27 protein-coding genes and 1 pseudogene are annotated in these 26686 nt (G+C 66.7%); 15 read left to right on the forward strand and 13 right to left on the reverse strand.

Annotated elements, in window-relative coordinates; translation table 11 throughout:
- From KDB67_RS02225 to KDB67_RS02235, 3 genes and pseudogenes are all read left to right on the forward strand, one after another.
- Window positions 1-280: pseudogene (locus KDB67_RS02225) on the forward strand (IS701 family transposase); the annotation flags it as partial.
- 244 nt (window positions 281-524) lie between these two features.
- On the forward strand, window positions 525-956 hold the full coding sequence (locus tag KDB67_RS02230) for a hypothetical protein (RefSeq protein WP_291011863.1): 432 nt from the start codon (window positions 525-527) through the stop codon (window positions 954-956).
- A 5-nt stretch (window positions 957-961) separates the two neighbouring features.
- Window positions 962-1105: a hypothetical protein gene (locus KDB67_RS02235; RefSeq protein ID WP_291011865.1), complete on the forward strand. Its 144-nt coding sequence runs from the start codon at window positions 962-964 to the stop codon at window positions 1103-1105.
- A 527-nt stretch (window positions 1106-1632) separates the two neighbouring features.
- On the opposite strand, the gene KDB67_RS02240 is transcribed toward KDB67_RS02235, so the two are convergent.
- Together KDB67_RS02240 and KDB67_RS02245 are read right to left on the reverse strand one after the other, a co-directional pair.
- A complete protein-coding gene (locus KDB67_RS02240) occupies window positions 1633-2901 on the reverse strand; it encodes a TRAM domain-containing protein (RefSeq protein ID WP_291011868.1) in 1269 nt (422 codons plus the stop codon).
- Between the two features lies 1 nt (window position 2902).
- On the reverse strand, window positions 2903-4912 hold the full coding sequence (locus KDB67_RS02245) for an APC family permease (protein WP_291011871.1): 2010 nt from the start codon (window positions 4910-4912) through the stop codon (window positions 2903-2905).
- Window positions 4913-5045: 133 nt separating this feature from the next.
- Here KDB67_RS02245 and KDB67_RS02250 point away from each other — a divergent pair, with 133 nt between their 5' ends.
- Together KDB67_RS02250 and KDB67_RS02255 are read left to right on the forward strand one after the other, a co-directional pair.
- Window positions 5046-5711: a TrkA family potassium uptake protein gene (locus tag KDB67_RS02250; protein WP_291011874.1), complete on the forward strand. Its 666-nt coding sequence runs from the start codon at window positions 5046-5048 to the stop codon at window positions 5709-5711.
- 32 nt (window positions 5712-5743) lie between these two features.
- Complete coding sequence (locus KDB67_RS02255; protein ID WP_291011875.1) at window positions 5744-6406, forward strand: TrkA family potassium uptake protein; 663 nt, start codon at window positions 5744-5746, stop codon at window positions 6404-6406.
- Between the two features lie 19 nt (window positions 6407-6425).
- On the opposite strand, the gene KDB67_RS02260 is transcribed toward KDB67_RS02255, so the two are convergent.
- Window positions 6426-7112, reverse strand: a complete 687-nt coding sequence (locus KDB67_RS02260) for a DUF3159 domain-containing protein (protein ID WP_291011879.1) — start codon at window positions 7110-7112, stop codon at window positions 6426-6428.
- Window positions 7096-7470 carry an OB-fold nucleic acid binding domain-containing protein gene (locus KDB67_RS02265; protein ID WP_291011882.1) on the reverse strand — a complete coding sequence of 125 codons (375 nt, stop codon included), beginning with the start codon at window positions 7468-7470 and terminating at the stop codon, window positions 7096-7098. The genes KDB67_RS02260 and KDB67_RS02265 overlap by 17 nt, the downstream gene beginning before the upstream one ends.
- 114 nt (window positions 7471-7584) lie before the next feature.
- Here KDB67_RS02265 and KDB67_RS02270 point away from each other — a divergent pair, with 114 nt between their 5' ends.
- On the forward strand, window positions 7585-8346 hold the full coding sequence (locus tag KDB67_RS02270; protein ID WP_291011885.1) for an alpha/beta hydrolase: 762 nt from the start codon (window positions 7585-7587) through the stop codon (window positions 8344-8346).
- A 1-nt stretch (window position 8347) separates the two neighbouring features.
- Here the strand turns inward: KDB67_RS02270 and KDB67_RS02275 are convergent, their stop codons facing one another.
- Entirely contained in the window at window positions 8348-9223 is an 876-nt protein-coding gene (locus tag KDB67_RS02275) for a DUF3710 domain-containing protein (protein WP_291011888.1), read from the reverse strand.
- Between the two features lie 112 nt (window positions 9224-9335).
- Window positions 9336-9803 (reverse strand): dUTP diphosphatase, encoded by a 468-nt coding sequence (gene dut, locus KDB67_RS02280; protein ID WP_291011891.1) that lies wholly within the window; start codon window positions 9801-9803, stop codon window positions 9336-9338.
- 45 nt (window positions 9804-9848) lie between these two features.
- Between dut and KDB67_RS02285 the strand changes: the two genes are divergently transcribed.
- The gene (locus tag KDB67_RS02285; protein ID WP_291011894.1) at window positions 9849-10391 is read left to right on the forward strand and encodes a DUF3093 domain-containing protein; all 543 of its coding nucleotides are present in this window, start codon (window positions 9849-9851) and stop codon (window positions 10389-10391) included.
- Between the two features lie 23 nt (window positions 10392-10414).
- Here the strand turns inward: KDB67_RS02285 and KDB67_RS02290 are convergent, their stop codons facing one another.
- The gene (locus KDB67_RS02290) at window positions 10415-10714 is read right to left on the reverse strand and encodes a DUF4193 domain-containing protein (RefSeq protein ID WP_291011897.1); all 300 of its coding nucleotides are present in this window, start codon (window positions 10712-10714) and stop codon (window positions 10415-10417) included.
- A 509-nt stretch (window positions 10715-11223) separates the two neighbouring features.
- On the opposite strand from KDB67_RS02290, the gene cei reads away from it, so the two are divergent.
- Window positions 11224-11958 (forward strand): envelope integrity protein Cei, encoded by a 735-nt coding sequence (gene cei / locus KDB67_RS02295; RefSeq protein ID WP_291011900.1) that lies wholly within the window; start codon window positions 11224-11226, stop codon window positions 11956-11958.
- Here cei and KDB67_RS02300 read toward each other — a convergent pair.
- Complete coding sequence (locus KDB67_RS02300) at window positions 11940-12884, reverse strand: inositol monophosphatase family protein (RefSeq protein ID WP_291011903.1); 945 nt, start codon at window positions 12882-12884, stop codon at window positions 11940-11942. The genes cei and KDB67_RS02300 overlap by 19 nt on opposite strands.
- A 213-nt stretch (window positions 12885-13097) precedes the next feature.
- Here KDB67_RS02300 and ppgK point away from each other — a divergent pair, with 213 nt between their 5' ends.
- From ppgK to KDB67_RS02315, 3 genes are all read left to right on the forward strand, one after another.
- Window positions 13098-13898 carry a polyphosphate--glucose phosphotransferase gene (gene ppgK / locus KDB67_RS02305; RefSeq protein ID WP_291011905.1) on the forward strand — a complete coding sequence of 267 codons (801 nt, stop codon included), beginning with the start codon at window positions 13098-13100 and terminating at the stop codon, window positions 13896-13898.
- Between the two features lie 169 nt (window positions 13899-14067).
- Entirely contained in the window at window positions 14068-15555 is a 1488-nt protein-coding gene (locus KDB67_RS02310) for an RNA polymerase sigma factor (protein WP_291011907.1), read from the forward strand.
- 232 nt (window positions 15556-15787) lie between these two features.
- Window positions 15788-15994, forward strand: a complete 207-nt coding sequence (locus tag KDB67_RS02315) for a hypothetical protein (RefSeq protein WP_291011909.1) — start codon at window positions 15788-15790, stop codon at window positions 15992-15994.
- A gap of 92 nt (window positions 15995-16086) precedes the next feature.
- Here the strand turns inward: KDB67_RS02315 and KDB67_RS02320 are convergent, their stop codons facing one another.
- The gene (locus KDB67_RS02320; protein ID WP_291011942.1) at window positions 16087-17763 is read right to left on the reverse strand and encodes a DEAD/DEAH box helicase; all 1677 of its coding nucleotides are present in this window, start codon (window positions 17761-17763) and stop codon (window positions 16087-16089) included.
- A gap of 379 nt (window positions 17764-18142) precedes the next feature.
- Here KDB67_RS02320 and KDB67_RS02325 point away from each other — a divergent pair, with 379 nt between their 5' ends.
- The gene (locus tag KDB67_RS02325; RefSeq protein WP_291011945.1) at window positions 18143-19144 is read left to right on the forward strand and encodes a YihY/virulence factor BrkB family protein; all 1002 of its coding nucleotides are present in this window, start codon (window positions 18143-18145) and stop codon (window positions 19142-19144) included.
- Window positions 19145-19163: 19 nt separating this feature from the next.
- Here the strand turns inward: KDB67_RS02325 and KDB67_RS02330 are convergent, their stop codons facing one another.
- On the reverse strand, window positions 19164-19421 hold the full coding sequence (locus tag KDB67_RS02330; RefSeq protein ID WP_291011911.1) for a DUF3039 domain-containing protein: 258 nt from the start codon (window positions 19419-19421) through the stop codon (window positions 19164-19166).
- Window positions 19422-19589: 168 nt separating this feature from the next.
- Here KDB67_RS02330 and KDB67_RS02335 point away from each other — a divergent pair, with 168 nt between their 5' ends.
- Entirely contained in the window at window positions 19590-19979 is a 390-nt protein-coding gene (locus KDB67_RS02335; protein WP_291011914.1) for a DUF3099 domain-containing protein, read from the forward strand.
- A gap of 145 nt (window positions 19980-20124) precedes the next feature.
- Entirely contained in the window at window positions 20125-21153 is a 1029-nt protein-coding gene (locus KDB67_RS02340; RefSeq protein ID WP_291011917.1) for a sigma-70 family RNA polymerase sigma factor, read from the forward strand.
- Between the two features lie 127 nt (window positions 21154-21280).
- Here the strand turns inward: KDB67_RS02340 and KDB67_RS02345 are convergent, their stop codons facing one another.
- Both KDB67_RS02345 and KDB67_RS02350 read right to left on the reverse strand, forming a co-directional pair.
- The gene (locus KDB67_RS02345; RefSeq protein ID WP_291011920.1) at window positions 21281-24319 is read right to left on the reverse strand and encodes a GNAT family N-acetyltransferase; all 3039 of its coding nucleotides are present in this window, start codon (window positions 24317-24319) and stop codon (window positions 21281-21283) included.
- On the reverse strand, window positions 24288-25556 hold the full coding sequence (locus tag KDB67_RS02350) for an acetoin utilization protein AcuC (protein ID WP_291011933.1): 1269 nt from the start codon (window positions 25554-25556) through the stop codon (window positions 24288-24290). The genes KDB67_RS02345 and KDB67_RS02350 overlap by 32 nt, the downstream gene beginning before the upstream one ends.
- 163 nt (window positions 25557-25719) lie before the next feature.
- Here KDB67_RS02350 and KDB67_RS02355 point away from each other — a divergent pair, with 163 nt between their 5' ends.
- On the forward strand, window positions 25720-26403 hold the full coding sequence (locus KDB67_RS02355) for a metal-dependent transcriptional regulator (RefSeq protein WP_291011936.1): 684 nt from the start codon (window positions 25720-25722) through the stop codon (window positions 26401-26403).
- A gap of 22 nt (window positions 26404-26425) precedes the next feature.
- Here KDB67_RS02355 and KDB67_RS02360 read toward each other — a convergent pair.
- The coding region (locus KDB67_RS02360; RefSeq protein ID WP_291011939.1) for a DUF4192 family protein at window positions 26426-26686 on the reverse strand (261 nt) is incomplete at its 5' end.

Here is a 26686-nt window from a genome sequence, read left to right on the forward strand (position 1 = left end):
CCAGCACCAGGTCCGTACCTGGACTTCCTGGCACCGTTGGACGATCCTGGTCATGCTCGCTCACGCCATCTTGGCGATCACCACCGCCGAACAACGCGCCCACGAAACCACCCATCCATCACTGATCCGGTTGAGTATCAACGAATTTCAGCGACTACTCGCAGCTGGTGCCCTCACCACCGAACGCACCCTCACACGTCTCCTGGAATGGTCGCTGTGGCGGCGCCGACACCAGTTCCGAGCGCAGGTCTGCCACCAAAACCGCAGGTCACCGACATGAAAATCGCTAAGTCCGGCTGTAGTACTAGTTGAGAATTACTTAGGTTAACAACCTATATACGGCTCGTGCCTCACTTCGCTCGGACACGTTTTTGGTGTAGATGATCCCCCGTGTTGGGCTCTTCGTTGTTCAATTCGCACCAGTATGACTGCCCCCGAAATTGGTGGCTAGTCCCATACTGCTATCGCATATAGCCTGGTAACAGATTGATCGATGATGTACTCAAACCAGAGGAGACGTCGCTATGAGTAAGCCACATAAGTATGCGAACTCGCATATCAAGATCGACACAAGGCTGTCGGCCGACCGGATCGCTGAATTGACGAAGTCAGTCGGCGAGAACACTGCGGCAGTAGGATTGAACACCTGGCGAGCAGCCATCCGGTTCGAAGGGGCAGAGCTCGGCAGAACCAACTTCTCGATCCGGGGAATCGGTAACTTCTCGGAGATGATCGCTTTCCATGTGAACATCGTTGATACACCTACCGGTAGCACGGCGCGTAGCGAGATCGAGAACTACAAGACGACCCAGCAGACCGTCATGTTCATACCGGTGACGCCGAAGGATATGGTCGGCTATTCGGCATATCGGAAATTCATGAACAAGCTGTCCGAAGCTGTCTTGGCGGAGGATTCCGCTGCACGGATCTCCATTGTCGAACGCGAAGGGAGGTAGCAATCGTGGCCACACTCATCATTGCGATCATTCTCATCTGCACCGCCCTAGGCATCTGGGGAACGATCAGCTTCTGGACGGACGGCGCATACAAGCGCAACCGGCCGGATCAAGACCTGTCGGGATTCCGCCGCGACGGAGATGGGTGAACCTGTAGTCGTCACGATCGAACGCAGCTCAAGGAAGAAGGAGTGGGAAACAATGAACAGTAAATTGCGACAATTCTCGATTGCTATCGCCTGTGTGATGGCAATCGGATTCGGTGCACTACTGGGCGGTGGAACAGCCAGTGCCGCGAAACAGGTAGGCGACCTCTCGCAGTTTGGACACATAACGCCATACTGCAGAGCAACGGCATTTGGCTACCTCGGGTTACGAGAAGCAATCAGTGCCTCGCCGAGCAGTGCAACCAATCCGTACTCATGGCTATGTCGTGCATATCTCAATGCCAGAACTAAGTCGATCGACATGAACGCCGTATGCCGGTACTACTACGGATCAGGCACCTACGCAGTGGTGACAAATCCCAACTGGGCGTGGGATTCGTGGAAGTGCTACCGATAGGCCCTGCACCCTGGCTGCCACGCGAATAATCGATCTGTAACGACGAAGACTCCGTCTTTTGTAGCGCTCAGCGACACAAAAGACGGAGTTTCCGGTTGGATCCGGGGGTTGGCTAGCGAGTCAGGCAGGCGATGGCCTCGACGTGGTGGGTGCCGGGGAACGCGTCGAACGCGCGTAGCGAGCGCAGGTGGTAGCCGTGGGCGGTGAGGAAGCCGAGGTCGCGGGCGAAGCGGCCGATGTCGCAGGCGATGTACACCACCGTGTGCGGGCCGGCGGCGGCGACCGTGTCGATGACCGCGCGGCCGGCTCCCGTTCGTGGTGGATCGAGCACGACGATCCCCGGTTTCGGCAGGTCGGCCGCCGTCGCGGCGACGTCTCCCTGATACACCACCAGGCGCGGGTCTTCGGCGAACGTGGCGCAGGCGGCGCCGATCGCGCCGGCATCGGAATCGACCACGTGCACCTGCGCGGCCGATTCATCGAGCAGTGCGCCGGCGTAGATTCCGGCACCGCCGTACAGGTCCCACGCCACCGCGTCCCGCATGTCACCGGCAACCATCTCGACGACCGTGCGGGCGTAGGCGGCCGGTGCGGCGCGGTGTGCCTGCCAGAAACCGTTGACACCGATCCGCCATGTTCGTTCACCGACACGATGGGTGACCTGATCGTCGCCCTCGACCATCGTGATCGGGCGGGCCGCCGCCCTCATCCGGCGGGTGCGCTGCACGTGTCGCCGGTCGGCCCTGCTGCCCAGAACCGGTTCCGGGGGCGCGATCTCGGCTATGTGTCTGCCGTCGGCACCGGCGACCGCGACGATCTCGGAGCCCGGCCTGAAACGTAGTTCGCCGAGACCGGTCAGTAGCCCGTCGACCGGCGCCGAGCACTCGTGTCCGACGATCACCGAGCTCGCGTGCCAGGCGTGCACCCCAGCCCGCCCCTGGTCGTCGGCGAACAGCCGGGTGCGTACCCGCCAGCCCGCCCCATCAGGACCGAGCGCCTGTACGCCGTCGGCGAAGAATCCCGACTCCTCCAATTGCGGGTCCGTCAGCGACCCGATCCGGCGCAGGACGTCGGCGGTCACTCCGGTCTTGAGCCGCCTTCCTGCGACAGGCTCGACGAACGACAGGTCGCAGCATCCGCCACCGTGTGCTGCGGCCGGGCACGCCGGTGGCACCCGATCATCCGACGGTTCGACGATCTCCTCGGCCACGGCCCGCCAGAAGCGGTCGTTGCTGCGGTCAACGATCCGTACGCGCACCCGCTCCCCCGGCAACGCACCCCGGACGAACACCACCCGGCCGTCGAACCTTCCCACGGCCTCACCGCCGTTGGCCATCCCAGAGGTGACCAGCTCCGCGTCCACCACATCCACATCAGTCATGTCAGCGCCGTTCGGTCCCATCCATGCCCCGGCGGGTGTCGCCGGGGCCGTACACAGTCAGATCACGATTCTTGCGGCGGTCCGACGAATCGAGCTGCCACGGCACCGACGTGACCATCACTCCCCGCTCGTAGAGCAGCCGGGTCTTGAGGCGCAACGCGGACTGGTTGTGCAGCGTCTGCTCCCACCAGTGCCCGACCACGTATTCGGGGATGAACACGGTGACCACATCCCGGGGCGACTCGCGCCGGACCCGGCGCACATAGTCGAGCACCGGCCGGGTGATCTCCCGGTAGGGCGAGGCGATCACCTTCAGCGGTATCTCGATCTCGCTGGCCTCCCACAGCGACACCAGGGTCCGGGTGGAGCGGTCATCGACGTTCACGGTGATCGCTTCCAGCATGTCCGGCCGGGTGGCGCGGGCGTACCGGACCGCGCGACGGGTGGCCAGATTGAGCCCGGACACCAGCACGATCGAGTGGGTGCGGCTCGGCAGCACCGCGCTCTCGTCGTCGCGGTCCAGTTCTTCCTGCACACTCGCATAGTGCGAATGGATCAGTTTCATCAGCACGAACACCGCCACCATCAACACGATCGCGATCCACGCTCCGGCGGTGAACTTGGTGATCAGCACCACCACCAGCACGATCGCCGTCATCACCAGCCCGACGGAGTTGACGATCCGCGACTGGAACATCCGTTTGCGGGACTGCGGATCGGTTTCGGTGCGCAGCAGGCGGGTCCAGTGCCGGACCATCCCCGTCTGACTCAGGGTGAACGAAACGAACACGCCCACGATGTAAAGCTGGATCAGCACCGTCACCTCGGCGCCGAACGAGATCACGAAGATCATCGCGGCGATCGCCAGGAACAGGATGCCGTTGCTGAATGCCAGACGATCGCCGCGGGTGTGCATCTGCCGTGGCAGGTACCGGTCCTGCGCCAGTACCGAGGCCAGCAGCGGGAACCCGTTGAAGGCAGTGTTGGCCGCCAGGATCAGGATCAGTGCCGTTGCCGCCGCCACGAAATAGAACGCCGGTGATCCTTCGCCGAACACAGCCAGCGACAATTGCGCGATCATCGACTTCTGGTGATAGTTCTCCGGTGCACCGACCAGGTCGTTCGCCGGGTCCATCACGTACTTGGCGCCGATCTCCTGTGCCAGTACCACGATGCCGAGCAGCAATGTGATGGAGAATGCGCCGAGCATCATCAAGGTGGCCGCGGCGTTACGCGACTTCGGTTTCCGGAACGCGGGCACCCCGTTGCTGATCGCCTCGACCCCAGTGAGCGCGGCACAGCCCGACGAGAAGGCGCGCGCGATCAGGAACACGAACGCGATTCCCGCGAGGTGGCTGTCCTCGGCCTTGAGCCCGAACTCGCTGGTCTCGGCGGTCACATCGCGATCGAGGACGAAGATCTCCACGAAGCCCCAGATCAGCATCGCGCCCACGCCCACGATGAAGGCGTAGGTCGGGATCGCCAGCACCGCACCCGATTCCCTGATGCCGCGCAGGTTGACCGCCGTCAGCACGGCGATCGCGGCGACGCTGAACCACACCTTGTGTTCGTGGACGAACGGGAATGCCGACCCGATGTTCTCGGCGGCCGAGGCTATCGACACCGCGACAGTCAGCACATAGTCGACGAGCAACGCACTGCCGACAGTGAGCCCCGCGTTCGCACCCAGGTTCACGTTCGCGATCTCGTAGTCGCCGCCGCCCGACGGGTAGGCGTGCACATTCTGCCGGTAGCTGGCGACGACGACGACCATCACCACCGCCACCGCCACCGCCACCCACGGCGTGAAGGTCAGCGCACTGACCCCGGCCACCGAGAGGACCAGGAAGATCTCCTGAGGCGCGTAGGCGACAGAGGACATCGCGTCCGAGGCGAACACCGGCAACGCGATGCGTTTGGGCAGCAGCGTGTGGTTGAGCTTGTCGCTGCGAAAAGGCTGTCCGAGCAGCAGCCGCTTTATCGCGACGGACACCTTGGACACACTGGACACCACGCCACACTAGGCCGTGCCCCTCGCAAAGACCACCACGCCACCCCCACACGCGCCGAACCCGCCGTCCGCCCTCCCCGGACGTCGGTTCACGGGGTACGTTGAGCAGCGTCATGCGTGGAAAGGACGCCTCGTGCGCGTAGTCATCATGGGATGCGGCAGGGTCGGCTCGTCGTTGGCCATGTCGATGCACCGCCGCGGCCACGAGGTGTCGATCATCGACCGCGACCCGGCGTCGTTCATCCGCCTCGACCGGCAGTTCGACGGGGTCAAGGTGGTGGGGGTCGGATTCGACCGTGACGTTCTCGTGCGGGCCGGTATCGAGACGGCCGACGCCTTCGCCGCGGTGTCCTCCGGCGACAACTCCAACATCATCGCCGCCCGCGTCGCCCGCGAAACGTTCGGTGTCGAGCGGGTCGTCGCACGCATCTACGACGCCCGCCGCGCCGAAGTGTATGAGCGCCTCGGCATCCCTACCGTCGCGACCGTGCCCTGGACCACCGAGCGTTTCGTGTCGGCACTCGATGAGACGGCGAACACCGCCGAATGGCGCGATCCGTCCGGCACCCTCGGCATGGCCCGTATCGACGTGGACGAGTCGTGGATCGGTACCACCGTGGGCCGCTTCCAGGAACAGACCGGGGCCCGAATCGCCTTCATCAGCCGGGTGGGCCGGGTGATCCTGCCCGACGTCCGAACGGTCATCCAGCAGGATGATCAGGTGTATGCGGCTGTGCTGCTGGACAATCTGGTCAACGCCAGGACGCTGGCCGCCGGGCCCGCGCCGGCACGAGACTGACAAGCGCACCAGACTGATAAGGAGGCCGCACCGTGAAGGTCGCCATCGCCGGAGCAGGCGCCGTGGGCCGCTCGATCGCCCGTGAGCTGCTCTCCAGCGCACACGAGGTCACCCTGTTCGAACGCCTCGCCGCGCACATCGACACCACCGCCGTCCCCGACGCCGCCTGGGTCCTCGGTGATGCGTGCGAGCTGAGCAACCTCGAACGCGCCCAACTGCATCTGTTCGACGTGATGATCGCCGCGACCGGCGACGACAAGGCCAACCTGGTGGTCAGCCTGCTCGCCAAGACGGAGTTCGCCGTCAACCGGGTGGTGGCCCGGGTCAACGATCCACGCAACGAGTGGCTCTTCGGCGAGGACTGGGGGGTCGATGTCGCGGTGTCCACGCCCCGGCTGCTGGCCTCCCTCGTCGAGGAAGCCGTGTCGGTGGGTGACCTGGTGCGGCTGATGACGTTCCGTCAGGGGCAGGCGAATCTGGTCGAGCTGACGCTGCCCCCGAACACCCCCCTCGCCGGCAAACCCGTCCGCAAGCTGGTGTTGCCACGGGATGCGGCACTCGTGGCGATCCTGCGGGGACGGCGGGTCATCGTGCCGCAATCCGACGACTCGATCGAAGGCGGCGACGAACTGGTGTTCATCGCGCCCGAGGAGGCCGAGGACGATCTGTTCGCCGCCATGCAGGTGGCGCACTGATCACGCGGTACCGGACAGCTCACTCGGTACCGGATCGGTCATCGAGGAGCTCTGATCGAGTGGCGCGCCGCACCAGGTAGACGGTGACGACCGCCGCGAGCGCGGTCAGCGGCCAGCCCATACCGATCCGTGCCGCCGCGAGCCACCCGGTGTGGTCACTGTCGTAGAGGGCCGACTGCGTCAGATACCGCGCACCGAAGACGACCGCCCAGCATGCGGTGGCCAGATCGTAGGCACGCAGCACAGCCCGGTTCCGGCGCCATGCGGTGCCCTCGCCGGTCACCAGATGCCAGGCGACGCCGATCAGCGGCCAACGCACCAGAATCGAGACCACGCACGCGACGGCGTAGGCGAGCATCGACCAGATACCGAACAGGAAGTAACCCTTGGCGTCGCCGGTGCGGTGCGCGATGAACGCGCAGATAGCGACGCCGAGCAGTCCCGACACGGCCGGCATGAGTCCTTCGCGCCGGATCAGCCGGATCCCGAACACGACCAGCGCCGCCGCGAGCGCCGCGCCGATGGCCACGCCGAGCCCGCCGATGGAGTTCGCGGGCACGAACACCGCGACCGGCACCGTCGAATAGATCAGGCCCGATACCCCGCCCATCTGCTCGAGCAGCGTCGGTTCGGTTCTTGCTGTTTCGGCTTCTGCTGGTTCGGGTGCGTCCGGTTCGGATGCGCCGGGGTCAGTCGTCGGCGCCATACAACTCGTAGTACGGGTTGTAGATCACCTTGCTGCCGTCGAGGTCGGCGATCCTGCCGCGCACCGTCACGGTACGACCCGGCTCGATGCCCGGGATCCGGTTGCGGCCGAGCCATTTGAGGATCACGGTGTCACTGCCGTCGAAGAATTCGGCCTTCACGCCCGCCTTCGCTGTGCGCGAACACGTTTCGACCGACCGCAGCTCACCGTGCATCGTCACTTCGTCACCCCGGCAACACTCCGATGCCCGCTGACCGCCACGGGCCCGGGACGCGCGGGAGATGCGTTCGGTCTCGACGTCGCCGAGATCCTCGGTCAACCGACGGGTCAGCCTCTTGAGATAACCGGGCGTCGTCATTCTGTCTCCAAGCACCACTGGCGATTCGCGTGGTGACCGCTCCCGCGAGCCACCTGATTTCCGTCACTGTAGACCCCCACCCACGCCGGTTCCAACGCCGGGCATCATCGATACATGCCCATGGGATCCGAGTTGTCCTCCAGTTCACCTACGCCATATCCCACAGCCCTGGTGGTGATGCCCGGCACCGGCTCCGACGCCGACTACGTGACGCGCGCGTTCGGTCCCGCGGCAGCCGAACTCGGCGTCGAACTGATCGCCTCGGAGCCGGCCGACGACCTCATCGCCGGGCATCTGGCGGTTCTCGATGACGCCGCCCGCACACACCGATCCGTCCTGGCCGGAGGCGTGTCGATCGGGGCGGCTCTGGCGGTGCGGTGGGCGCTGGCGCAGCGGCGTTCAACCGGTGACCAGGGACAGTGCGCGGGCGTCCTGGCCGCACTGCCACCGTGGTGCGGTAACGACCAGTACGCGCCGGCCCGGGCGTCGGCCACCGCCACCGCCGACGCGATCCGGGACACCGGTCTGACCGCGACGATCGCCGCGATGCGCGCGTCGTCGCCGTCGTGGCTCGCCGACGAACTGACCCGCTCGTGGAGCGCGTTCGGCGACCGGCTCGAGGCACAGCTTCGGCAGGCGGCGGCATTCGTATGTCCGCGGATGGACGAGATCGCCGGTTTGACTGCGCCGCTGGCGATCACCGCATCCCTCGACGACCCGATCCACCCCTTGCGGGTGTCGCACGAATGGCGGGCGGCGGCGCCCCGGGCCGCTGTGGCCGAGCTGCCGCTCACCCGATGGGGCATCGATCCACCCCTCCTGGGGACCACGACGGCCCGTACCTGGGCTGCGTTGTGGTCGGATCGGAGCAGCTGAATCAGCGTGCGCGGCGCCAGCGCCGCAGCCGTTGCATCGCCGACCCCGCCGACGGAGGAGGACCGCTCGCGGCATCCTCGTCGTCCTCGTCCTCGGGATCGTCGTAGGTCGCAGGATCGTCGTCGAAATCCTCGTCGTCGGGGGTCACCAGAGTCGCCTGCGCCAGCTGATCGAGCGCACCGCCGTCGTGCTCTTCGGCACTGTCCTGGTGGGGCCCCTGCTCATCAGGCGCACGCTCATCGGTTTCATGCCCGGCGAGATGCTCGAATCCTGGTTCGCCGGCTTCGGCTCGTTCCTGCTGCGCCGCGGCCACCTGCGCGGCGAGCACCTCGGGGAGCTCGATCGGCAGCGGCTCGCGCGGCGGATAGGGGTCGTTCCCGCGTCGCACAACCGATTCCGCGAGCACCGCGCGCGCGAGCTGGCTCAACGGTTCGGTCGCCTCGGTCGGGCCGAGCGCCACGCACCTGATCAGCCAGCGGGGGCCGTCGACCCCGATGAACCGGTGCACTGTACCCGGCACCTCGGCGACCACTTCCCGGCCCCAATGGCCGTCTTCGATGGAGGTGGTCGCACCGCTGTCGCGCAGGGATTCGGCGAGCTCGCGAACCACCTCACGCCAGGTTCCCGGCGTCTTGGGGGCGGCGAACGCGGCCACACCGATGCGCCCGAACGGTGTCTCCAGATATACCGCCTCGGGCTGGTGGTCGGCGGTCATCTCGACGGTCACCTGGCCGCCTTCGACGACCGGTACCAGCACCGACCCCAGATCGAGATGCGAATTCTGCAACTCGGCAAGGGATGTCGCCAACGCGTCGATATCGTAGGGACCTGCGGCCTGCCCGATCTTCAACCCCTGGTTCGCGTTCTGCCGAGCCATTTTCGGCGCCTCCTTGCGTACGTTGTCGACCGATCGGCTGATCCGTCATGAAGGGTAGTCCACCCGGACCCGCCGGCGGGGCGACGCGGCCGATACCGGACCAGAGGGCAGCTCAGCCCCCGAGCGCGGCATGACCACCGCTGGAACCGTATCCGCCGCTGCCGCGGCTGGTATCGCCGAGGTCCTCGACCTCGGTGAACTCGGGCAACTCGACGCGCTGGACGACGAGCTGGGCGATGCGGTCACCCCGCGCGATCGTGATCGGGGTGTCGGGATCGTGGTTGATCAGGCACACCTTGATCTCGCCGCGGTACCCGGCGTCGATGGTGCCGGGGGTGTTCACGATCGAAAGCCCGGTTCGCGCCGCCAGACCCGACCGCGGATGGATCAGACCCACCATGCCCACCGGGATGGCGACCGCCACGCCCGTTCCGACGAGCCCGCGCCGTCCGGGCGCCAGTTCCAGGTCGACGGCCGAGTAGAGGTCAACGCCGGCGTCACCGGGATGTGCCCGGGTCGGCATCGGCAGGTCGGGGTCCAGACGCCGGAGCGATATAACGGGTGTGGGTTCTGCGGTCACGGACCGCAGACTACCCGCCCGCCGCAGCCGACTAGGCTGGTCGGCGTGGCAGCACCCCAATCATCGAACAGTTCGTCGTCCGCTCCGGCATCCGGGTCCGGCGAATCCGCGTCCGGTCGGCCCGACCGCTATGAGGAACGTCTCACCGTTCCGTGGTGGTGGTGGGCGGCCGGTGCGGTCGTGACCGGTGTCCTCGGCTACGAGATCCAGCTGTCTGCGCACAAGTCCGCGTGGAGTGCCGCCGGATATGTGGTGGTCGGGATTCTCGTGGCTGTGCTGCTGTGGTCGGTCGGCCGCACCCGGGTGGCGGTGACCGCCGACGGTGAGCTCGTGGCGGACAAGGCACGATTGCCTCGTGAGGTGATCGCGCGCGGGGCTACGGTGGCGGCCACGGCCAAGTCGGCGGCTTTGGGCCGCCAGCTCGACCCCGCTGCATACCTGATGCACCGGGCGTGGGTCAAGACGATGGTGTTGCTGGTGCTCGATGACCCCGACGACCCGACGCCCTACTGGCTGGTGTCCACCAGGCATCCCGATCGGGTGCTGGCGGCCCTGAACATCGACGATGCCGCCGCCTCACGGGACTGACGGCAGCAGGCCTGCGGTGCTGCTCAGGCGCAGTCCACGCACACCATCGACGTGCCGTTCTGGCGTGCGAGCCGGCTGCGATGGTAGACGAGAAAGCAGCTCGTGCAGGTGAACTCGTCGGCCTGCTTGGGGATGACGCGGACCGACAGTTCCTCACCGGACAGGTCCGCACCCGGAAGCTCGAACGATTCGGCGGTGTCGCTCTCGTCGACGTCGACGGACGAGGACTGTGCCTCGCTGCGCCGGGCTTTCAGTTCTTCGAGCGAATCCTCGTTGAGGTCTTCGCTTTCGGTTCGACGTGGGGCGTCGTAGTCAGTAGCCATTGTGTGCCTTACCTTTTTTCAGCGTTGAGGGCGCTTTACTCGGCCCGGCTTGTGACCGGACACCGAAAGCAAGCGCCGCCCCGTCCGGAGATATTCCGGACGGTGGCCGGGCAACGAGCGAACCCTGCCGCGATCAGCGGCGAAGCGGCGGCGCGCGATGCACCGCCACTCAAGCAATCCCGCACTTCGTCCCCGAACCTGTACGTACGTCAGTGAAAATCTGGATGTTTGCCGTGTCAACTCGGCCCCGTTCCCGACTGCTCAGGTATCCCGGGCGCCCGAAGCTTAGTGTAAGGACCTCCGATAAGTCAACGACGAAAAACTCGGCGTGTTGCACGCGCATCACCGTACCGATCCCCGCCGGTTATACCAGCCGGTCGCGCCGGGCCGGGTACCAAGGTCCCACGCCGGTGGGGCCTGGCCGCTCGAGACCGGCCGACCCTCTAGAGTGGGCCCAGTCACGCGGCTATCGAGCAGTCACGCGGCAATCGAGAGGAGCGGCGTCCACGGTGGTGTCCCATATCGCGCCCGGTTCGACGACCGACCGGGCAGGCCGGCCGTACCGGCGGCGGCGCAAAGAACCGGTCCTGATCACCGTCACGATCCTCGCCGCCATCGCTGTCGTCGTGTGGTGCGTCGCCGCGGTCAGATCCGGCGACGACGCCACGCCCACCGCATGCAATAGTCCGCTGCCCGTGCCCACCTCGGTGGCGGCCGCGCCGACCGCTGGGCAATCCACTGCGAACACCACGGCCGTGAAACCCACGACTGCCGCCCCACCGTCGCTGACGGTGGTCGCCAACAGCGAGATGGAGTCCATCGCGCCCGCCGCACTGTCGAGTTTTCAGGTGCGGGTCCTGAACGCGTCCGGTCAGCGTGGCGCGGCCAGGTCCGTCTCCGACGACCTCACCGCGCAGGGATTCACCCCGGCCGCCGACACCGCGTACGCCGACGATCCGGTGTACGTCGGGCAGGACCTCGACTGTGTCGCGCAGATACGGTTCGGACCGGCGGGCAAGAGCGGTGCCGCAGCTGTGTGGCTGGCGATTCCGTGCGCGCAACTCGTCGACGACGGTCGGCGCGGAACGGTCGTCGATGTCGCACTGGGCACCTACTACGAGTCGCGCGAGCTGTCCCAGGATGCGCAGGCGGCGCTGGAGGCGCTACGACTGGCCAATCCCAAGGATCCGTCGACCGGCGCCGATCCCGGGCTGGTCAGCGCCGTTCACAAGCAATCGTGCTGACCCTCGGGTATCGCATCCAGTCCTCCCAGGTCCTCGATGAGGGTCAGGAACTGCTGCGCGATACCCGGCGCGACCGCGATGGTGGGCACGCCGTCGGCCGAGCGTGAATCGGCCGTGGGCAGCCGGACGACGGCCCCGGCCTCGGCTGCGATCAATCCGCCCGCGGCCCAGTCCCAGGGATTGAGTCCGTGCTCGAAATGTGCGTCGACACGACCGCTGGCCACCATGCACAGGTCCAGCGCCGCGGCGCCGATCCGCCGGATGTCACGGATGTGGGGCAGCAGCCTGCCGACGAGTTCGCCTTGTGCGCGGCGCCTGCCCTGGTCGTAGGCGAATCCGCTGGCCACCAAAGCCAGTCCCACATCGGTGACGGCTGCGCACCCGAGCCGCTGTGGTACGGCCCCCTGACCACCCGGCCGGGCGTGGGCGCCGTGGCCCCGCGCCGCCGAGTACGTGATGCCCGCCGCGACGTCCACGACGGCTCCGGCCACCGATTCACCACCGATCTGGGCGGCGACCGAAACCGCGTACGCGGGGATGCCGTAGAGGTAGTTCACGGTGCCGTCGATGGGATCGACGACCCAACGCACCCCGTCGGGGACCTCGACGCTGCCGCCGCGCTCCTCACCCAGAACGTCGTCGCCGGGCCGCAGTTCGTGCAGGTGCGCCCTGATCAGGGCTTCACTCTCGGTGTCGGCGAGCGTCACCGGGTCCGTCGGCGTCGATTTCGTTCCCACCGCCGCCGGTGACTCCCGGCCGTCGGCGGTGGGCGCCGGACCTGAGCCGAACGCCGCGAACAGTTCGGGCCGCCGGGATCGCACATGGTCGGCCGCCAGCTCGGCGACGGCGATGGCCACTCGCTCGAGTTCGGCAGGAGAGGCGGCTGTATCCGAGCGGTGGGACTGGGTGGAGTTCACGACCACCATGTCAGCACATCGGCACACCGGCCACAGTGGTCGGGCACACATCGGCGCACCCGGAACCGAACACCCGGCCCGGTCGAGCCGGTACCGGTAATGTTCGGCTCTCCGCCGCCCCAAGACGGGCCCGATGACCTAGCCTGAGGAACGACACGACCGATCCGTCCGGCCGACCGCGAACGACTGTCTCGGGTGACGCCTGCCACGAAAGGGCCGACCATGACCGAGTCCCCCACCCCTGCCATCTCCGATGCCGCGTCCGCGCGCGCGCCGATATCCGGTGGCAATCTCGGCTTCGGGGTCGATGTCGGCGGTTCGGGAACCAAAGGCGGCATCGTCGATCTCGACACCGGTCTGCTCGTGGGTGAGCGTTTCAAGGTCCTGACGCCGCAGCCGGCCTCACCCGATGCGGTCGCCGGAGCGGTCGCCGAGGTGGTCGCGCATTTCGACTGGCAGGGCCCGGTCGGGGTGACACTGCCGGGTGTGGTCACCGAGGGGGTGATGCGCACCGCTGCCAACATCGACAAGGGCTGGATCGGTACCGATGTCTACGACCTGTTCAGCAGACATCTCGGCGGCCGCAAGATCGCCGCACTCAACGACGCCGACGCCGCCGGTCTGGCCGAGGACCGATTCGGGGCGGGCAGGGACGTCACGGGAGTGGTCATGCTGCTGACCTTCGGCACCGGGATCGGGTCGGCGCTCATGGTAGATGGCACGCTGGTACCGAATACCGAGCTCGGCCACCTGACGGTCGGCGGCAAGGAGGCCGAGCATCAGGCGTCCTCGAAGGTGAAGGAGGACAACGACCTGTCGTATGAGGCGTGGGCGGCGAAGGTGAGCGATGTACTGGTCGCGTACGAGAATCTGTTCTGGCCCAAGCTGTTCATCGCCGGTGGCGGTATCAGCCGCAAGGCACACAAGTGGGTTCCGCTGCTCACCAATCGCACGCCCGTGGTGCCGGCGACACTGCGTAACAGCGCGGGCATCGTCGGAGCGGCGATGGCGGTCGCCGACTGAGCCCCTGCGGTGACCACCCAACCGGCCCTGACCAGGCAAGTGATACTGTCGGCGGTCGGTTGTCGTTACAATGTCCCGTATCGGCTTCAAGCGCCGAGAATTCAAGCCCTGTTCAGCGGCGGACCGAGTCTGCCGCGACATTTGCGTGAGTCAGCTCGAAAGGTTGTACGTGACAGCCACCAATGCCCCTGTGGGTGATACCACTACCGCTGTGGGTGATCCCACGGTCGCCGACGACGCGACGACAGTGGACGCCCCCGCCGCTGCCAAGAAGGTCGCGAAGAAGGCCCCGGCCAAGAAGGCCCCGGCACGTAAGGCCCCCGCCAAGAAGGCGGCAGCCAAGAAGACCGTGAAGAAGGCTCCGGCCAAGAGGATCGCGAAGAAGACCGCGGCCAAGGCCACCTCCGCGGAGGGGGCCGGCGACGATCTGGACGCCGATCCCGAGTCGATCGACGATCTCGACGCACCCGACGATGATCTCGAAGACGTCGACATCGACGACACCGACATCGAGGTCGACGACACCGACGACGAGGACGACTCCGACGACGAGGACCAGGACGACACGCAGGAGGACCCGTCCGAGGCGAAGGTCCCGGCCGCGGGAACCACCACTCCGGCCAAGCGGACCGCCAAGGCGTCGACGAGTTCGGACTCGAGCAAGTCCGGTGATTTCGTCTGGGACGAGGACGAGTCCGAAGCTCTGCGGCAGGCACGCAAAGACGCGGAGCTGACCGCATCTGCCGACTCCGTGCGCGCCTACCTCAAGCAGATCGGCAAAGTGGCGCTGCTCAACGCCGAAGAAGAGGTCGAGCTGGCCAAGCGTATCGAGGCCGGCCTGTACGCCACCGAATGCCTGCGCCGCATCATGGAATCGGGCGAGAAGCTCGGCACGGCGCAGAAGCGGGACCTCAACTGGGTCTCGCGCGACGGCAATCGCGCCAAGAACCACCTCCTCGAAGCCAACCTCCGACTCGTCGTGTCGCTGGCCAAGCGTTACACCGGCCGCGGCATGGCCTTCCTCGACCTCATCCAGGAAGGCAACCTGGGCCTGATCCGTGCGGTCGAGAAGTTCGACTACACCAAGGGCTACAAGTTCTCCACGTACGCCACCTGGTGGATCCGTCAGGCGATCACCCGTGCGATGGCCGACCAGGCCCGCACAATCCGTATCCCGGTCCACATGGTGGAGGTCATCAACAAGCTGGGCCGCATCCAGCGTGAGCTGCTGCAGGATCTGGGCCGCGAGCCCACTCCCGAGGAGCTCGCCAAGGAGATGGACATCACGCCCGAGAAGGTGCTGGAGATCCAGCAGTACGCTCGCGAGCCCATCTCGCTGGATCAGACCATCGGTGACGAAGGCGATTCGCAGCTCGGCGACTTCATCGAGGACTCCGAGGCCGTGGTGGCCGTCGACGCGGTCAGCTTCACCCTGCTGCAGGATCAGCTGCAGTCGGTCCTGGAGACCCTGTCCGAGCGTGAGGCCGGCGTGGTACGGCTGCGTTTCGGCCTGACCGACGGTCAGCCCCGCACTCTCGACGAGATCGGGCAGGTGTACGGCGTCACCCGTGAACGGATCCGGCAGATCGAGTCGAAGACGATGTCCAAGCTGCGTCACCCGTCTCGTTCCCAGGTGCTGCGCGACTATCTGGACTGATCATCCGGATGAATGATCTCAGGGGTCGGGACCGGTAGCGCCGCTCGCCGTGTGACACCGGTGTGACCTGCATGTTTCCACGAAATGATGTGTTGTAGATGACACACCTAAAACGTGCGCGGAACAATACGTGGACGCCGAACGTCTGACAGAGTGAGGGAAGTACATCAGACCCGATGTACCGGCTCACGAAGGGCGGGCAACGAGTTGCCGACCCGGGACGGAGGAAGAAATGTCCGACATCACCATGACACCCCCGATCTCCATGCCTCTGACGGCTGTTGACAGGTGCGACCGCTGCGGTGCTGCCGCCAAGGTCCGCGCCATCCTGCCCGCAGGTGGTGAGCTGCTGTTCTGCCGGCATCACTACAACAGCCACGAGGCCCGTCTGGCCGAGCTCAGCGCCATTGTCGAGGATTCCGCCGCAGAGCTCGTCTGATCCCGCCCCCGATCGCACAAGGGTGCCCCGGCCGATACGGCCGGGGCACCCTTGTCACCGGAGTTCTTGTCACCCGGAGTTCGTGTCCCGAGTCACCACTGTCGCAGTGCCGCAATGCGTTCGCGCAACTGGTCGGCCGTCGCCATCGCAGTGGGCGGACCACCGAGCCGCGACCGCAGCTCCTTGTGGACCATGCCGTGTGGCTTACCCGTGCGGTGATGATGCAATGCGACCAGACTGTTGAGTTCCTTACGCAGTGCATGCAGATTCTCACCGGTCGTCGCCGCGGGTTCACGTTCAGGCGGGGCGGCGGTGTCGGTGCTGCGTCGGGTGACCTGCTCGTGCTGACGTCTGCTGAGTAGCGTGCGGACCTGGTCGGCGTCGAGCAGGCCGGGCAGTCCGAGGTAGTCCGATTCCTCGTCGCTGCCGGCGAAGGTGGCGGTGCCGAACGAGGATCCGTCGAAGATCACCTGATCCAGTTCGGCATCGGCGTGCAACGACTCGAACGACTTCTCGTCCTCCCCCGGCTCATCCTTCTGCCTGTTCGCATCGCTGATCAGCTCGTCGTCGAGACCGTCGCTCTCGCGATGCGGTTTGCCCAGCACGTGATCACGCTGGGCTTCCATCTCGCTGGCCAGGTTCAGCAGCACCGGCACCGACGGCAGGAACACGCTGGCCGTCTCCCCGGGCCGGCGCGAGCGCACGAACCGGCCGATGGCCTGGGCGAAGTACAGCGGCGTCGACGCGCTGGTGGCGTAGACGCCCACCGCGAGCCGTGGCACGTCGACGCCTTCGGAGACCATACGGACCGCGACCATCCACTCGTCGTCGGAGGCCGCGAACTCGGCGATCCGGCCCGACGACTTCGGGTCGTCGGACAGGACGAGTACCGGTTTGCGTCCGGTGATCGATTCCAGGAGTTCTGCATAGTCGCGGGCATTGGTCTGGTCGGTGGCGATGACCAGCCCCCCGGCATCGGGTATGCCCGATTCACGCAGCCGGGTGAGCCGGGTGTGGGCGGCCTGCAGAACCGCCGGGATCCAATCACCGTGCGGGTCGAGCGCGGTGCGCCAGGCACGCGCGGTGTGCTCGGCCGACAGCGGCTCACCCAGGCGGGCGGTGAATTCCTCACCCGCGCTTGTCCGCCAGCTGGCCTGGCCGCTGTAGGCCAGGAACACCACGGGACGGACGACGCCGTCAGCGAGGGCGTCTGCGTAGCCGTACGTGTGGTCGGCACGCGAGCGGAGTACGCCGCCCTCCTCCGGTTCGTAGGTGACGAACGGGATCGGTGAATCATCCGAACGGAACGGTGTTCCGGTGAGCGCGAGCCTGCGGGTGGCGTCGGAGAACGCCTCCCTGATCGCCTCACCCCACGATTTGGCGTCGCCGCCGTGGTGGATCTCGTCCAGGATCACCAGCGTCCGGCGGTTCTCGGTCCGGACCCGGTGCCGGGACGGGTGGGCGGCGACCTGCGCGTAGGTGAGCGCGACGCCGTGATAGTCGGAGCTGGTCTGTCCGGTGGAGTTGCTGAACCGGGAATCGAGGGCGATTCCGACGCGGGCGGCGGCCTCGGCCCACTGGTGCTTGAGGTGTTCGGTGGGTGCGACGACGGTGACCGCCTCGACGGTGCGGTCATCGAGCAACTCCCGGGCGATCCGCAGCCCAAACGTCGTCTTACCGGCACCGGGCGTGGCGACCGCCAGGAAGTCGGTGGGCCTGGTCGCCAGGTACTTGGTGAGGGCGCGTCGCTGCCAGGCGCGGAGCCGGATTCCTGACGCACCTTCTGTCGCCGTAACCGTACCTGCGGCTGCCGAATGTGCTTGGCTCACGTCTTTGCCGACTCCTCACGAGACCTCCACCGGCCACGCGTGCTCGCACGGCCGGGAACCTAGACATGCTACCCCCGGAACCACCGGAAGCCCGGTGCGCGACAGCGTGCTCCAGGCCACTGTCCGAGGTGCCGACCGCGACACGCCGAGGCCGTGTAATCGACCCGGTCGCGTATTCATCGATGCGATCCGCCACGATAGGGACATCGCCACCCGACACCAACACCCGGCTCCGGTACCCGACGACGACGCTCCGTCGCCGGTCATATCAGGCCACCCCGATGCGACCAGAACGGACCAAGACACCGGCCAGGAGACGATCGGCGGGACCGGCACCGTCACGCCGGCCCGCCTTCCCGTGTTCGCGAACCTGCACAAGGTGGTGTGGCGCACGATCGTCAACGCATGGGACCACGGAATCGTCGGCTGGGCGGCGCAGGCCGCGTTCTGGCAGGCACTGTCGTTTCCACCGCTGCTGCTGGGACTGCTCGGCAGCGTCGGCTATGTGTCGAGCTGGTTCGGTGCCGACACGACCACGGTCATCTCCGACAGGATCATCTCACTGGCCGGGAAAGCGTTCTCGGAGAACGTGATGACCGACCTCATCACTCCGACGGTGGAGAACGTGCTCAGCAACGGCAAGGTGTCGCTGGTCTCCATCGGCTTCATCATGTCGCTGTGGGCGGGATCGTCGGCCGTGTCGTGCTATGTCGCGTCGATCGTGCGGGCCCACGACCAGCACGAGGTTCGTAATCCGGTCTGGCAGCGAATTTTCTCACTGCTGCTGTACGTGGCGTTCCTGGCCGTGTCGGTGGTGGTCCTCCCGCTCGTCGCGCTCGGGCCCACCTACTTGCGCCAGATCGTGCCGGACGAGTGGGATTCATGGGTCACCAGGCTCATCGACTACGGGTATTTCCCGGCTGTCGCGGTCCTGCTGATCGGAATGCTGACGACGCTCTATCATCTCTCGCTGCCCAACCCGCTGCCGTGGCACCGGCTGCTGTCCGGTGCGATCCTGGCGGCCGTGTTCTTCTGGGTGTCGAGTTCCATCCTTCGCGAATATCTCGCCACGATCACCAAGGCAGGGGTGTCCTACGGCGCCCTGGCCACCCCGATCGCGTTCCTGCTGTTCGCGTTCTTCCTGGGCTTCGCGATCGTGGGCGGCGCCGAACTGAACGCGGCGATCCAGTCGATGTGGCCGGCCAAACCGACCGCGTCCACTCAGGTCAGAGAATGGGTGAACTCGCAGACATCGGACATCACCGACCAGATCAAGACCCTGCCCGAGCGTTTCGGCAGCGGCCCGATCCGGCGGCGATAGACGCGAATGCTCCGCGCGTTCAATCCTTGCGCATCCGGTTGTAGATCTTCTTGCACTTGGGGCACACCGGCGATCCGGGCTTCGGCGATCGGGTCACCGGAAATGTCTCACCGCACAGCGCCACCACGTGGTTACCCATGACCGCGCTCTCGGCGATCTTGTTCTTCTTCACGTAGTGGAAGAACTTCGGAGTGTCGTCGTCGCCGCGGTCGGTGGCGTCGGTATCCGGGCGTTCCTTGATGTCGACGTCGGGGCGGTCGATTGTCTGCGTTCCCATGCGCACCATAGTAAATGCGCGGCTCGGCCGCGGGCCACGAGTAAGTACGCGGCTCGGCCGCGAGTAGGTGCGCGCTCGGCCGCGAGTAGGTGCGCGCTCGGCCACGGGATGGATGCGCCACGCACCCACCGGCTTGCGACTGCCGACGAATGCGCGGACAGTGGAGACATGGGCAACCAACGATCCGCCGATGCGTTCCTGATCACCGACGCCGAGGATTCGTTCGAGGCGCAGCACCGGGCCCGCGTGCGCAAATATCTGACCCTGATGGCGTTCCGGGCCCCGGCGCTGATCCTGGCCGCGATCGCCTACAGCGCCACCGGGTCGGGACTGCTCGCGCTGGGCATCGTGGTGCTGTCGATCCCCCTGCCGTGGGTGGCGGTGCTGATCGCCAACGACCGGCCGGCCCGCAAACGCGGTGAGGAACCGCACTATCTCTATGGTGCCGAACATCAAGTCATCGGCCCGCCCGAGATCGAGTCCGCCGACCGGGCGATCAGGCCCAGCACCACGATCGAGGGCACCTTCGTCGATGGTTCCCACGGCGGCGACTCTTAGTAACTTCTCAGCCGCCCAGACCGCAAGCTTCCGGAACGCCGCAGGTCACAATACTTTTTCACGATCGGGGTGACCGGCGGAGCCGGGAACTTTGCCGGCGGCGCGTCCGTTGAATCCTGTGAACGCACTCGATTCAGGAGGCCGAATGTCACGCTCGACAGTTGCACGCCCGGAAGTCGCCACCCACGCCACCACCGCCTCACCGGCGACACCATCGACCAGCACTCGCCCGCAGATGACCGAGCAGGATCTGGACGCGCAATCACCTGCCGCCGATCTCGTCCGCGTCTACCTCAACGGAATCGGTCGCACGGCACTGCTGAACGCCGAGCAGGAAGTCGAACTGGCCAAGCAGATCGAGGCGGGCCTGTACGCCAGGCACCTGCTCGACAGCGGCAAACGCATGACCGCGGCGAAGAAGCGGGATCTGGCCCTGATTGTTCGCGAGGGCGAGATCGCGCGCTCCCATCTGCTGGAAGCCAATCTGCGGCTCGTGGTGTCCCTGGCCAAGCGATACACCGGCCGGGGGATGCCGCTGCTCGATCTCATCCAGGAGGGCAACCTGGGTCTGATCCGCGCGATGGAGAAGTTCGACTATGCCAAGGGCTTCAAGTTCTCCACCTACGCCACCTGGTGGATCCGGCAGGCCATCACCCGCGGCATGGCCGATCAGAGTCGGACCATCCGCCTGCCCGTCCACCTCGTCGAGCAGGTCAACAAGATCGCCCGCGTCAAGCGGGAACTGCACCAGCAACTCGGCCGGGAGGCCACCGACGCGGAGATCTCCAACGAATCGGGCATCCCCGCCGAGAAGATCGCCGACCTGCTCGACCACAGCCGCGACCCGGTGAGTCTGGATATGCCCGTGGGCAACGACGAGGAGGCACCGCTCGGCGATTTCATCGAGGATGCCGAGGCGACGTCGGCGGAGAACGTGGTGATCTCGGGCCTGCTGCATTCGGACATCCGGGCCGTGCTCGCCACCCTCGACGAACGTGAACAGCAGGTGATCCGCATGCGGTACGGCCTTGACGACGGCCAGCCGCGCACCCTCGACCAGATCGGTCGCGCATTCGGCCTGTCCCGGGAACGTGTGCGGCAGATCGAGCGTGAGGTGATGGGCAAGCTGCGGCACGGCGATCGCGCCGAACGGCTGCGTGCCTACGCAAGCTGATCCCCGGCGGTGAGCGTTACCTGTCGGTGACTCCCCGCCGAACTATCAAACCTTTTTCGATCCGAGCCGCCACGGGGCCCAGCGCCCTGTGGCGGCTCGTGATTTCGGCCGGTTCGTCAGCCTTTGGTCACAGCCTGCGCGGCCCGCTGTCGTCACGTGTGGGCACTGGGCCCAGTACGACGTCCGCCGACAGCACCGCGGCCCCTTCCGACGACACGAGTATCGGGTCGATGGCCAGGCTCCGGATCTCCGCGTTGTCCTCACCGAGCGCGGACACCCGCACCAACAGGTCGGCGAGCGCGGCTGTGTCCACACCGCCGCCGTCACCGTCCCCGTGTACGAGTGCCGACGACCGCGGCTCGTGGAGCAGCTCATTGGCGTCGTACTCGGTCAACGGCATCGCCCGATAGCCACGGTCGCCTAGCAGCTCGAACGTCCGGCCCGACAACCCGTAGGAGATGACAGACCCGAACGACCGGTCGTCGCGGATCTCGATGACCGTGCCGATGCCCTTGGGCGCCATCTTCTGCACGTGCAGCACCGAATCACCGGTCAGCTCCGACAGTTCGGTGAACGCGGTGATCACTGCGGTGGCGTCGGGCAGGTCCAGACGCGCGCCCTCCCTGTCCAGCCGACCCCGCCACGACGACGACGTCGCCTTCACCGCGACCGGGAAACCGAGCTCACGGGCCGCGGCCGAGGCCTCGTGCATCGTGCTGACCTCCCGGAACGGCACCACGTGAATGCCGTACTTCTCCAGCAGCTGCTGCGCGGCGACCGGGTCCAGGCGCACGCTCGGCGGTTCACCACCATCGGCCTCGGGCAGGTCGGTGAGTGCCTCACGGACGAGTGTGCGGGCGCCCTCGTGGTCGATCCCGTCGGCCCGGACGGGTTCGACCTCCGGTCGCTCGCGCCAATTGGCGTACTGCCAGGCCCGCGCGAGCGCGGTCGCCGCCCGTTCCGGGCTCGGAAACGACGGTATCGACCCGAACACGGGCAACCCGTCCGGTCCCGGTTTCGTCAGGCCCGGCGGCACACCCTCGACGGCGAGGAAGGTCGACACGATCGGTTTGGGCGCGTCGGCGCCGGGCGTGCCGGCAGCGGCCATGAGGGCCCGGGCATGCCAGTCGGCGTCGACGGCGACCGGTGGCACGAACACGACGAGCACGGAGTCGACTCCGGGATCGGTCATCGCCTTGGTGACCGCATCCTCGAACGCGTCCTCGGACGCACCGGCCCCCAGGTCGACGGTGTCGGTGACCTCCAGCCCCAGCGCTCGCGCGGTCTCGGCCGCCAGACTGCCCAGGACCGAGGAGTTGCCGATGATCCGGGTGCGGGGGCCTCGCGGCAGCGGCTGGAACGCGAACAACGAGCCGCAGTCGAAGAGTTCATCGAGCGTGTCGACGCGCACGACCCCCGCCTGCTCGAGCACCATCTGGGCGATCTCGTCATCGATACGTGCGGACTGGGAGCGGGCCGCCCGTACCGGCGACATCGCGTTGTTGGCGCGTTTGACCGCCACGATCGGCTTCGACCGTGACACCCGGCGCGCGATCCGCGAAAACTTGCGCGGGTTACCGAAACTCTCCAGGTACAGCAGCACCACATCGGTGGCCGTATCCGAGTCCCAGTACTGCAGCAGGTCGTTACCCGAGACATCGGCGCGGTTACCCGCCGACACGAACGTCGACAACCCGATCTGCCGCTGAGCCGCGGTGTCGAGAATGGTGATGCCGAGCGCGCCGGACTGGCAGAAGAACCCGACCCGGCCCGGTTGCGGGATCCGCGGTGCGAGAGTGGCGTTGAGCGCGATCTCGGGGTCGTTGTTGACCACTCCCAGCGCGTTGGGTCCGACCAGGCGCATCCCGTGTTCACGGACCTGCGCCACCAGCCGGTTCTCGCTTTCAAGACCTTCGGTGCCCGCGTCCCCGAATCCTGAGGTGACCACGACGAGGGTGCGCACACCCTTGACGAGGCAGTCGTCGAGAACCGCGTCGACCCGTGCGGCCGGGACGGCGACGACGGCCAGGTCGACCGGGTCGGGGATATCGCGCACGGTCGGATAGGCGCGGATGCCGCGGACCGCGGCCTGTCGTTTGCGTGAGCGGCGCGCCGGAGGTGTGTAGCTCGCACCCATCATCGCCGTCCACGACTTGGGCTTATTCTCCGTCTCCTCGCCGTCGTCGTCCTCGTCGGCGGGTGCCGGCCCGTTGACCGGGTAGACCGGCCCGGTGAACCCGGCGGCAACGATGTTGCTGAGCAGCGCGTTGCCGACCTTACGTGGGTCGGTGGAGGCACCGATGACCGCGACCGACATGGGCCGTAGGAGATTGGCGACGCTACGCGCCTCGGAGGCCCGTTCGCGGGCGTTGCGCACCGACGAGATGGCATCGGTGGGATCGATATCGAACTCGACGTGAACGGTGCTGCCGTCGAAGCTGCGCGAAAGCTGGTATCCGGCGTCGCGGAACACCGCGACCATGTTGGGGTTCTCGCTCAGTACCTCGGCCTCGAACTTGGTGAATCCGTTCTCGGCGGCCGCACCGGCGAGGTGTTCGAGCAGGACCGGGCCCAGGCCGCGGCCCTGATGTTCGTCGGCCACCACGAACGCGACCTCGGCGGCGTCGGGTCTGCCGTCGATGGCCAGTCCCTCGTAGACGCCCATCGCGATGATGTCGTCGGCCAGTACGGCCACGATCGCCACCCGGTTGTGGTGGTCGACCGTGGTCATCCGCGCCACCTCGCGTGCCGGCAGTCGCGGCGTGGGTCCGAAATACCGCATGTAGCGGGTGCGTTCGGACAGTCCCGCATGGAAGCGGACGAGCCGGTCGGCGTCGTCGGGCACGATCGGCCGCAGATGCACGACGCCACCGTCCGAGGCGAGGACGTCGGCGATCCAGTTCCGCGGATAGTCCCAGGGGCTTCGGCCCGATGAATCGGACTGCCCCTCGCCTGTGGATGTCCGGGATTCAGGTGTCTGGGGTTCTGTCACAGATTCGGGAGCGTCACGTTCGGGAGCCTGAGCTTCCGTAAGCTCGGTTTCCCGGTCGGCGGGTTGCGAAGACGGAGCCTGATCTGGTGCGTCGGCGGTTGCTGCCTGTTCGGGCTGACTATGCGGGTCGGTAGCCGACTGATCAGTCACGCGGGTCCTCCGGGTCGAGTCCATGTAGGGGGTAAACGGCACGCCTGGTGGCGAGGATTCCACGATCTGTCTGTCGCTGTGCGACTTCGGAGATTCCCTCGGGCGGCTCCTGGCCGGTGTCGCCGTCCCACGCCACGTAGTCGACGTTGCCACCATCGCCCATCGACTGCTCGGGCGCGCGCGCGTAGTCGGGATGGACTTCCGTGGCCACCGTCGCGGCCTGCATGTACCAGTCGTCGCCGACCTTCGTGTCGACGTCGACGTCGCGGTCCAGAACGGTGGCCAGCAGGTGCGTCCAGCTTCGCGGCACGACGTTGACCACACCGTAGCCGCCGCCGCCGACAGCGACCCAGCGCCCGTCCGCGTACGTGTCGGCGCAGTGCCGCAGCGCCTGCATCGCCGCGCGCTGGCCGTCGACGGTCAGCGCCAGATCGGTCAGCGGATCGGCGCGGTGGCTGTCGGCGCCGCACTGGGTGATCAGGATCTGCGGGCGGAACTGTTCGAGCAGCGACGGCACCACCGCGTGGAATGCCCGCAACCACAGCCGGTCACTCACCTCGGGCATCAGGGCCAGGTTGACGGCGGTGCCCTGGGCCTCGCCCGTACCTATCTCGGTGGGCCAGCCGGTACCGGGCCACAGCGTCGCCGGGTGCTGGTGCAGTGAGATGGTCAGCACTCGCGGATCGGAGACGAAGGCCGTTTCGACACCGTCGCCGTGGTGGGCGTCGATATCGATGTAGGCGACACGGTCGTAGCCGTTGTCGAGCAGCCATTGGATGGCCACGGAGCAGTCGTTGTAGATGCAGAAGCCTGCGGCATGCGACTTCATGGCGTGGTGCATGCCGCCGCCGATGTTCACCGCCCGTCGCACCGATCCCGACGACACCGCCTGCACTGCGGCCAGGGTGCCGCCGACCAGTAGCCGGCCGGCCTCGTGCATGCCGTTGAACACCGGATTGTCAGCGCTGCCGAGCCCGAACAGCCGCTCGAGCAGTTGCCCGGACAACGACGCGGTGCCCGACCCGACGGCACGGACGGCGTCGATGTAGTCCTGGCCGTGGATCACGGTCAGCGCCGAATCGTCGATGCGGCTGGGCGGGACCTCTTCGATCCCGTCGAGTACACCGAGGCCGCGGGCCAGCGACATGGTCAGGGCCAGCCTGACCGGGTTCATCGGATGCGTGTACGCCCACTTGTAGGCGAGGAAGTCCTCGCTCCAGATGACCGCTGCGCTGGGGTCTGATTCGGTGCCGCTCGTCACAGATTCAATCTAGTGGTGCGCGTCCGGAATTCGCGACCATTCGGCGACCCCGGCACCCGGGCCTCCCCGGAACCGGTGCCGGACACGCGAAGTGCCGATGATCTGAGGGGTCTTTCTACCCTGCTCAGGGTAGCCTTGATCGCAGACGAAGGGACTGCGCCACGTGAACGATCTTGTCGATACCACCGAGATGTATTTGCGGACGATCTACGACCTCGAAGAAGAAGGCATCGTGCCGCTGCGCGCGAGGATCGCCGAGCGACTCGAACAGAGTGGACCGACGGTGTCGCAGACGGTTGCCCGGATGGAACGTGACGGACTGGTCCATGTCGCCGGTGACCGTCACCTGCAGCTGACGGAGAAGGGCCGCCGCCTGGCCGTCGCCGTGATGCGTAAGCATCGCCTGGCAGAACGTCTGCTCGTCGACATCATCGGCCTGCCGTGGGACGAGGTGCACGAGGAGGCCTGCCGCTGGGAGCACGTGATGAGCGACAACGTCGAACGCCGTCTGCTCGCCGTGCTGAACAACCCCACCACCTCCCCGTACGGCAACCCGATACCCGGTCTGGAACTGCTCGGTGTCGATGTCCCCGCCTCCGACGACGGTGCGAGCAGATTGTCGGACCTGCCGCAGGGTGAGTCGGTGGCGGTGATCGTGCGCCGGCTGTCCGAGCACGCACAGTCCGATCCTGAGCTCATCTCCACGCTGCGTGAAGCCGGTGTGGTGCCCAACGCCCGCATCGCCGTGACGCAGACCCCTCAGCAGGTGCTGATCAGCTCACCCGGTCATGACGGGCTCGAGCTGTCCCAGGAACTGGCGCATTCGATCTTCGTCGAAAAGGTCTGATCGACGCCCTGCCATGTGGCCACTACCCCACCCTGGCCATAGTCGGTTGGGGAAGATCGACGCCGAGTGAGGCGGCGAGTTCGTAGGAATAGCCGACGGTAGCCCACAGCATCGCGGGGTGGGCGCCGGAATGCAGCGCCCGGGACAGCAGCACCGCGAGCGACCACTCGGGGTCCGCGTCGAGTGCGGTATCCAGCGCCACAGCCGCGTACGCGCCTTCACCCGCGATGTAGTGCAGGTGCGCCAGCAGCGAGGCGGCACTGGCGCGGGCCGATCCGGTCAG

It is taken from the genome of Gordonia sp. (in: high G+C Gram-positive bacteria) (assembly GCF_020438995.1).
GTDB lineage: Bacteria > Actinomycetota > Actinomycetes > Mycobacteriales > Mycobacteriaceae > Gordonia.